General features: G+C 34.2%; 5 protein-coding genes. 3 read left to right on the plus strand and 2 right to left on the minus strand.

Annotated features, from left to right (window positions below; translation table 11 throughout):
* The first annotated feature begins 55 nt into the window (after positions 1-55).
* Complete coding sequence (locus JZO69_RS01575) at positions 56-1,084, plus strand: WxLIP family cell surface protein (protein WP_207111159.1); 1,029 nt, start codon at positions 56-58, stop codon at positions 1,082-1,084.
* 153 nt (positions 1,085-1,237) lie between these two features.
* Complete coding sequence (locus JZO69_RS16800) at positions 1,238-4,411, plus strand: MucBP domain-containing protein (protein ID WP_207111160.1); 3,174 nt, start codon at positions 1,238-1,240, stop codon at positions 4,409-4,411.
* A gap of 308 nt (positions 4,412-4,719) precedes the next feature.
* Here JZO69_RS16800 and JZO69_RS01585 read toward each other — a convergent pair whose 3' ends face one another.
* Positions 4,720-5,499 carry an alpha/beta hydrolase gene (locus JZO69_RS01585; protein WP_347401562.1) on the minus strand — a complete coding sequence of 260 codons (780 nt, stop codon included), beginning with the start codon at positions 5,497-5,499 and terminating at the stop codon, positions 4,720-4,722.
* A 264-nt stretch (positions 5,500-5,763) separates the two neighbouring features.
* On the opposite strand from JZO69_RS01585, the gene JZO69_RS16575 reads away from it, so the two are divergent.
* Positions 5,764-5,859 (plus strand): helix-turn-helix domain-containing protein, encoded by a 96-nt coding sequence (locus JZO69_RS16575; protein ID WP_242586475.1) that lies wholly within the window; start codon positions 5,764-5,766, stop codon positions 5,857-5,859.
* 453 nt (positions 5,860-6,312) lie between these two features.
* Here the strand turns inward: JZO69_RS16575 and JZO69_RS01595 are convergent.
* Positions 6,313-6,648: IS3 family transposase (locus JZO69_RS01595; RefSeq protein ID WP_207111161.1), on the minus strand; the 336-nt coding region annotated here is incomplete at its 5' end.

Below are 6,648 nucleotides of genomic sequence, written 5' to 3' on the forward strand. Positions count from 1 at the left end.
TTGTTATAAGTTGTTCATTAAAAAAGCAGAAATGTCAGTAAGAGGTTTTGTACCAATGAAAAACAAAATATTTTATATTATGGCGTTTTCCCTATTTTTCATATTGTCTCATCCAGTTATAGGGAATGCTAAGGAGAGTATAGTAGATGCAATTAAATATTTTTCTTATGAGCTTATATTACCTGAAAATCAACAAGATAAAAAACTTGGCTATTATGATCTTTTAATGAACCCAGGAGAAAAGCAAGAAGTTAAGCTGAAATTAAACAATACATCGGATCAAGCTATCAAAGTAGATATTGAATTAAATAGTGCAAAAACAAATGGAAATGGTGTAATTGAATATGGACCAAACAATTTAAAAAAAGATCCTTCGCTAAAGTATGATCTAGCAGAAATTATGAGTGGACCTAAAGAAGTCAGGGTACCATCAAAAAGTAGTGAGATTGTTACTTTTGTGATCAATAGTCCAATAGCATCTTTTGAAGGGTATGTTGCAGGTGGAATCCAGCTGAAACCAGTTGTGAAAACCAAGCAGACTCAAAAGACGCAAGGGGCGATAGTGAACAAATTTGCTTTTTTAATTGGTGTACTACTTAGCGAATCAGATGTTCAAAAAATAAAACCTAAACTTAAATTAAATAATGTATCACTGAAATTAAAGGATGGCAGTTACATGGTCTTTGCGAATATCTCAAATACAGAAAGTATTTTTGTGGAAAAAATGGCAGCCAATATTCAAATTACTGAAAAAGATAATAGTAAGAGCTCATTTAAACTAAAAAAAGAAGATATGCGAATGGCCCCCAATACTATGATGAATCTTCCAATTCCATTAAATAATCAAAAGGTAAACTCTGGGGAGTACACAGCCAATATTCAAATCACAACTGAAAATGGTGGGAATTGGACCTGGGTGAAAAATTTTACATTGTCAAAAGTTGAAGCAGAACAGATCAATAAACAAATAATTGAAGAATCGGAGTCTGGATTTAAATATTGGTTTATTGTAATAGTGCTCGTTCTATTATTAATTGTACCCATTGGTTTTATTATAAAAAAATATAATGATAGGGAGAAATGATTTTTAGAAGGTACATTATAAGGACGTGCTTCCCCAACGAAGAATTGTTTTTTTTTAACAACTTTTTTAAAAGTATTTGAAAGTTGAAATAAAAAACTTCATTTTTTTTAATAAAATGGAGAAATTTAGAACGATAAAGAAAGGAGAAAAAAAGTGAAAAAATTATTATGGAGTGGTTTAGCAAGCGCCCTTCTATTGATAAGCTGTGGAGTTTTTTCAAACAATAATAGTATCAAGGCGAAGGAAGAACCAGTGAAAGAAACATCTGTAGTAAAAGATGCGTCTGATAATAAACTAGAAAAAGCCTCGCCATTAAAACCTGAGACTAGAAAAGAATGGGGGACAAAACCAAGTGTATCGCTCGCTACTTTTGGACCGACAAAACCAGATTTGTATAAATCTATGACTCCTGGTGTAGCAGAAAGTTTTCCTAATATGTATTCTTTTCAGCCAAAAATCACTTCTTTAACAGAGTTATATAGGAAAAAACCTGGAAGAGCCGAAGAACTTATAAAGCCCGGATCTTGGCCACCAATGGATACTCTTAAACAAACAGACGTTGGGTATTATTTACTTGGTACCTATATGGGAATCAAAAATGGTCGTTGGATTGATCTTAAATTAGAATATGTGGATGTAGGTCCTGTGAAATCCACAACTGAAACAATTTCGGTAGGAGTATCAAGAACTGTGCCAACAGGTGGAGGGACAGTCCATCTAGCGTTTGCTGTAGCAAGTTCAAAGAATACTGAGCCTATCTTTAGGATGAGTTTTATTGATCACGAGAGTGGAGAGCCAGTTAAAATGGGTTCAGGGCATGTGACCTTTAATGATATTGATTATACCGAATGGATGAAAGTAACACCTAGTGGTAGTGGACAGTTTGACTATATTGCAGCGAGAAGTGACAATGGAATTTTGACAGATCCAGCTAATTTCACCTCTGAACAGGTAACAATGATTTCACCAGAGAATGTAAATGTGGCTGACGATGATTTTACACGATTTTTCACCATAGGATATAGCAATTTGGATTCTCTTGATATCCAGTATTATACTGGCGGTACAGCGATCAATATATCGCAATTAGAGGTACCAGAAGCAATGTTTGAGTTAGAAGCACCTAATCTTATTGCAGATACTGATGGAAACTTAGAGGATGAAGTGATTACAACATCACTGGTTCAATCAATACCATATCGTTCATCGCTAGGAAATCTACTAACACTTGCTATTGAGGGGACTATTGATGATAGTCTGACATTTACTAATTCAGATATTCAGATTTTTAATAAAGATGATCAGAATATATCAACAAGTTTTTTTATAGTAACAAATTCTAAAAACCCACAAAAATTTACAGTTTTAGCTAAGCCGGAGTATACAGCTACGTTAGTTAATAAAACAGAGCAGTTGCGTGTTAATATTAAAACTAAGCTTAATAAAACGAGTAATGCATATAAGAAGTACCAGAATAACGCAACCGGACAGCTGACCATCCCTTTCCAGATGAACCTAAATTATACCAATAGTGGTGGAGCAGATGCTGGTGTACTAAAAAAAGTGGAATCAAATATTGCTTTTGGACATATAAATTTGAAAAAAGCCACTATACACTACAAAAATGAAGATGGAAAAAGCTTACAAGCTTCGCAAACTAAATTAGGATTTTTAGGAGAGAAAATCAACTTTAGTGCACCAAATATTGAAGGATATAATTTAAAAATGCCTCAATTAGTTGATCGTGAATTAACTTTTTCAAATTCAGAACAGAATGTAGAGTATGTGTATGAGAAAATAGTGCCTGAGGTAACACTTGAACAATCAGTAGATAAAGCCAAAGCTCAACCGGGTGAAAAGTTACATTACAAAATTGATGTTGGCTCTGTTCAAGAAGCCGCTAAAGATTTGGGATCAAGTATAATATCCATTGAATATTTTAATGATCAGGGGCAAAAGATCAGTACAGATAGTATCCACGACTGGAAAAAAGGAACGAGTTATGATTTCAGCGAGATACCAGCTATTGAAGGTTTTGATAATTCTGGCGTAACAGTCTCTTCAAATGCAACAGGAACAGTTGCTGACGATGATATTGTGATTAAATTAAGTGGGTTTAAAGCGACGATGGACAATCTAGTTCAAAAGAAAGTCCGATATGTAGATGAAAATAATCAATCAATTTCAGTTGATGAAATCTATCTAGGCAGAGATAATTATCTTCCAAACTATTCTGTAAAAGCAAAACTTATACCAGGCTATGCGCTAAGTGATGGAATAGAAAGCTATCCTGTGATATTCAATGCAACCTCACCAGTTGAATATATCTTTAGGTACCATTCAACTAGAAACTATCGTTCACTAAATATTATGGAGTTACTAGATACGAATCTAGAAAATCCGACAAACTTTACCTGGAAAACGAAAGATAATGTAGAGATTTCTAATGCTTCAGTTACTTATGATCAAATAAGTCGCAAAATAACTGCAACACCGCCAGCAGAGGGGATCGCTTATAATCATGAGTCAATCATTGAGTTTGATGCAACAATTGTTTCTACACCAGTAGGCAATCTTATAAGCCAAACAGTGAACCTTAAAGCAGACTATCTAGTAGATGGTACGATGGACATTTCAACAGATCCACCTACCAAAACACAAATAGTAACGGAATCACAAGTAATTGTTACCTTTATAGACGATGGAACACCATCTACAAAAATAGCTAAAGATATAATTTTTACGCAAGAAATAGGAAATAAAATTAATTTAGCAGAAGAAAAAACAGTTCAGGATACGATCGAAACATTAAAGAAAAAATATGTATTGCTAGAACCGCTACCATCTGAGATTATTGAAGTTACAGATGAAGTACAAACAATAGCGTATAAATTTAGTGGTCGTTTGTTTATTGAATCATTCCCGTCGAGCTTAACTTTCGGGGATAAATATCTATCAAAATCATTCATCAAAGAAGAACAACCTAAATACGATGCACCGCTGATTATTGGCGACAATCGGCACAAGAAAACACCTTGGACACTGACGGCAACATTAGAAAAACCTTTAACAAGTGAAGAAAGCCCAAGTGAAGTTCTTCCAAGAGCGCTATGGTATAAAACAAGCAAAGGCTCAAAGGTAATGTTATATGAAGGAGAAGCACAGCCAATTGAAACTGGGACAGCTTCACCATTAGGAGAATACAATATTAGTAAGAATTGGGATGCAAATGCTACAGGGTTACAATTGAATATCTATTCTAATGAGATTATTCAAAAAGGTGACTATAAGGCAACGATTTTATGGCAGGTAAGTGCAACACCGTAAAAAAAGATTTTTATGGTTGCTTTGTCAAAAAATAAGACTGCCTCTCAAGCAGAGAATTGCAACCAAGTGACGTTTTATAAGTATGAGTAAGAGGTTGGGACAGAAGTATTTAACTTCGAGAAATCAGAGGAATTTACTTCTGATCCCATCGTCTATTAGGATTCCTTGAGGCTGAGATGCGACTCATAGAGTTATGTCCCAGTCTCTTCATTTCATTTATAAAATGGCTGATATAAGGCTCTTGATAAATTTGAAGTATTTAGAAAAGCGTAAGTTTAAATAGTAAGCAGAGTAAATGTTCATATATCTTAAAGAACACCTTTGAAAAAAACATGTTTCTCATCATTACACAGCTTAGCGATGTCACTTCTTTGGTTTAAATGAAAGACACGTCCTAATTCAGAATTATCTGAATTTTCGTAATGATGATACTCGGATTCAATTCTTTTTTCTTTTAACAAATCTGCTAACGGCTGAGCAACATCTTTTAGAAAATCTTGAGTAGCCGTTACAACAAAAGCTGGTTGGAACTCAGCAGTGATGTAATTTTCAACGGGAAATTGTCTTTTAAGTGTCGGCGTCACTGTTTTGCCAAAATAAAATGGAAATCCTTGATTGATGGCACTGTTTTGATCAATGAAATAGGCACCGCAGTTCATAGCAACGGCTTTAAAATGAACGGCTGGAATCTCAAATGGAAATTCTTGAGCATATACTGAATTACTAGTTAGCGTTGCGTATTGTTCTACCAGTTGAGCGCCAGCGCTGTCACCAATTAAAAATAGTTGATCCAGATCAACATGATATTCTTTCCCGTGTTTAATCAACCAATTCATCAAAGCATTTGTATCTTCTAACGGGGCAGGGTATTGATGCTCTGGAGCTAAACGATAAGTGAAGTTCACTACAGTAAATCCTTGTGTTGCTAAATACATGGTATAAAAACGATAAAGCTCTTTATCTCCATAAAAGAACTCGCCACCATGAATATTGATGATTGTTGGAAGACACTTGTTGGTGCCTTTTGGATAATAGATATCAAACGCATTTTCAATGCCATGAGGTCCGTAAGATAAGTTCTTGATTATTTCTAGAGTATTAGGTTCGGTTAAACCAGCATCACGTTATTCATCATTTTCACACATTTGAATCCGCATTGTTGGCATATAGATAAATGACATTGTATTTGCCTCCTAAATGTAGTATGTTCATATTTAGTGTGTTACTTGCATTGTAAATACAAGCGTTTACTATCGGGAGTAGAAAATAGCTGTTTGCTCAAATCTAATCTAGGAGGCTATGCTTGTAGTGGAGATAGGAAACAAAATATAAGAATTGGTAGAAGTCAAAAAATGGCTCAAAAGGAATTAGCGGAGTTTCTAAACGCCACATCTCAGGCAGTTTCAAAATGGGAACGAAATAAAAGTTATCCTGATCTAGATACTTAGTAAAACTCAGTAAGTATTTCTAAATTTCGACGGATAAGATTTTAGGGAATACTAAGCTCTCTTTTTTTGATTCTCTCTTTTTGAAAAAAGAAGGAAGAAAAAGTATGAAAAATAACTAATGAACCAATTTTAACAGAACATAAAAAGATCTTAATTTTTGGCATTACTGGAATGATGTCAGATTATGAAGCGTATACAGGGTTATTGGTGACAAAAATGAATACTCTAGCAAGAGATAAAAAAATAAATGTATTAGTTCAAGCTTATATATAGTATTTCAAAGAAAGAGTATGCCACGCTAGATGGTGAGAAGATATTGAAGGATACATTATCGTAAAATTTACATAATCAGCAAAGCTTTGGGAAAAAGTATTTGTCACTTTTATTTGAATCGAGAGCCTGAAATAAAACTGATTTTTAGTTTTGATGTGCGCCCCAAAAGTTGTACGTAGATTAACCTGTTACTTGACTGGTATGAATTCGGTATTGTACTGGACTCATACCGGTCAATTTTGCTTTTATTCGATGATGATTGTAATAATCAATATAATTTTCAACTGCTCGTTTTAATTCCTCAAAGCTAGAAAAAATGCGTCTATAATACATTTCTTGTTTCATCAAACCAAAGAAATTTTCCATTAATGCATTGTCTAAACAGTTTCCTTTTCGTGACATGCTCTGATATACTTTTGCTTGCTTCAATCGTCTGACATACTGGTGATGTTGGTAATGCCAGCCTTGATCGGAATGAATTGTCATTCGATAATGTCTGTCTTTGCTTTTTTCAAT

Origin of the sequence: Candidatus Enterococcus ikei (assembly GCF_017316105.1) — a bacterium.
GTDB lineage: Bacteria > Bacillota > Bacilli > Lactobacillales > Enterococcaceae > Enterococcus_L > Enterococcus_L ikei.

Bases quoted from the DNA above. Each gene is read 5' to 3' on its own strand.
- JZO69_RS01575 (WP_207111159.1), top strand. From the start codon at position 56: ATGAAAAACAAAATATTTTATATTATGGCGTTTTCCCTATTTTTCATA.
- JZO69_RS16575 (WP_242586475.1), top strand. From the start codon at position 5,764: ATGGCTCAAAAGGAATTAGCGGAGTTTCTAAACGCCACATCTCAGGCA.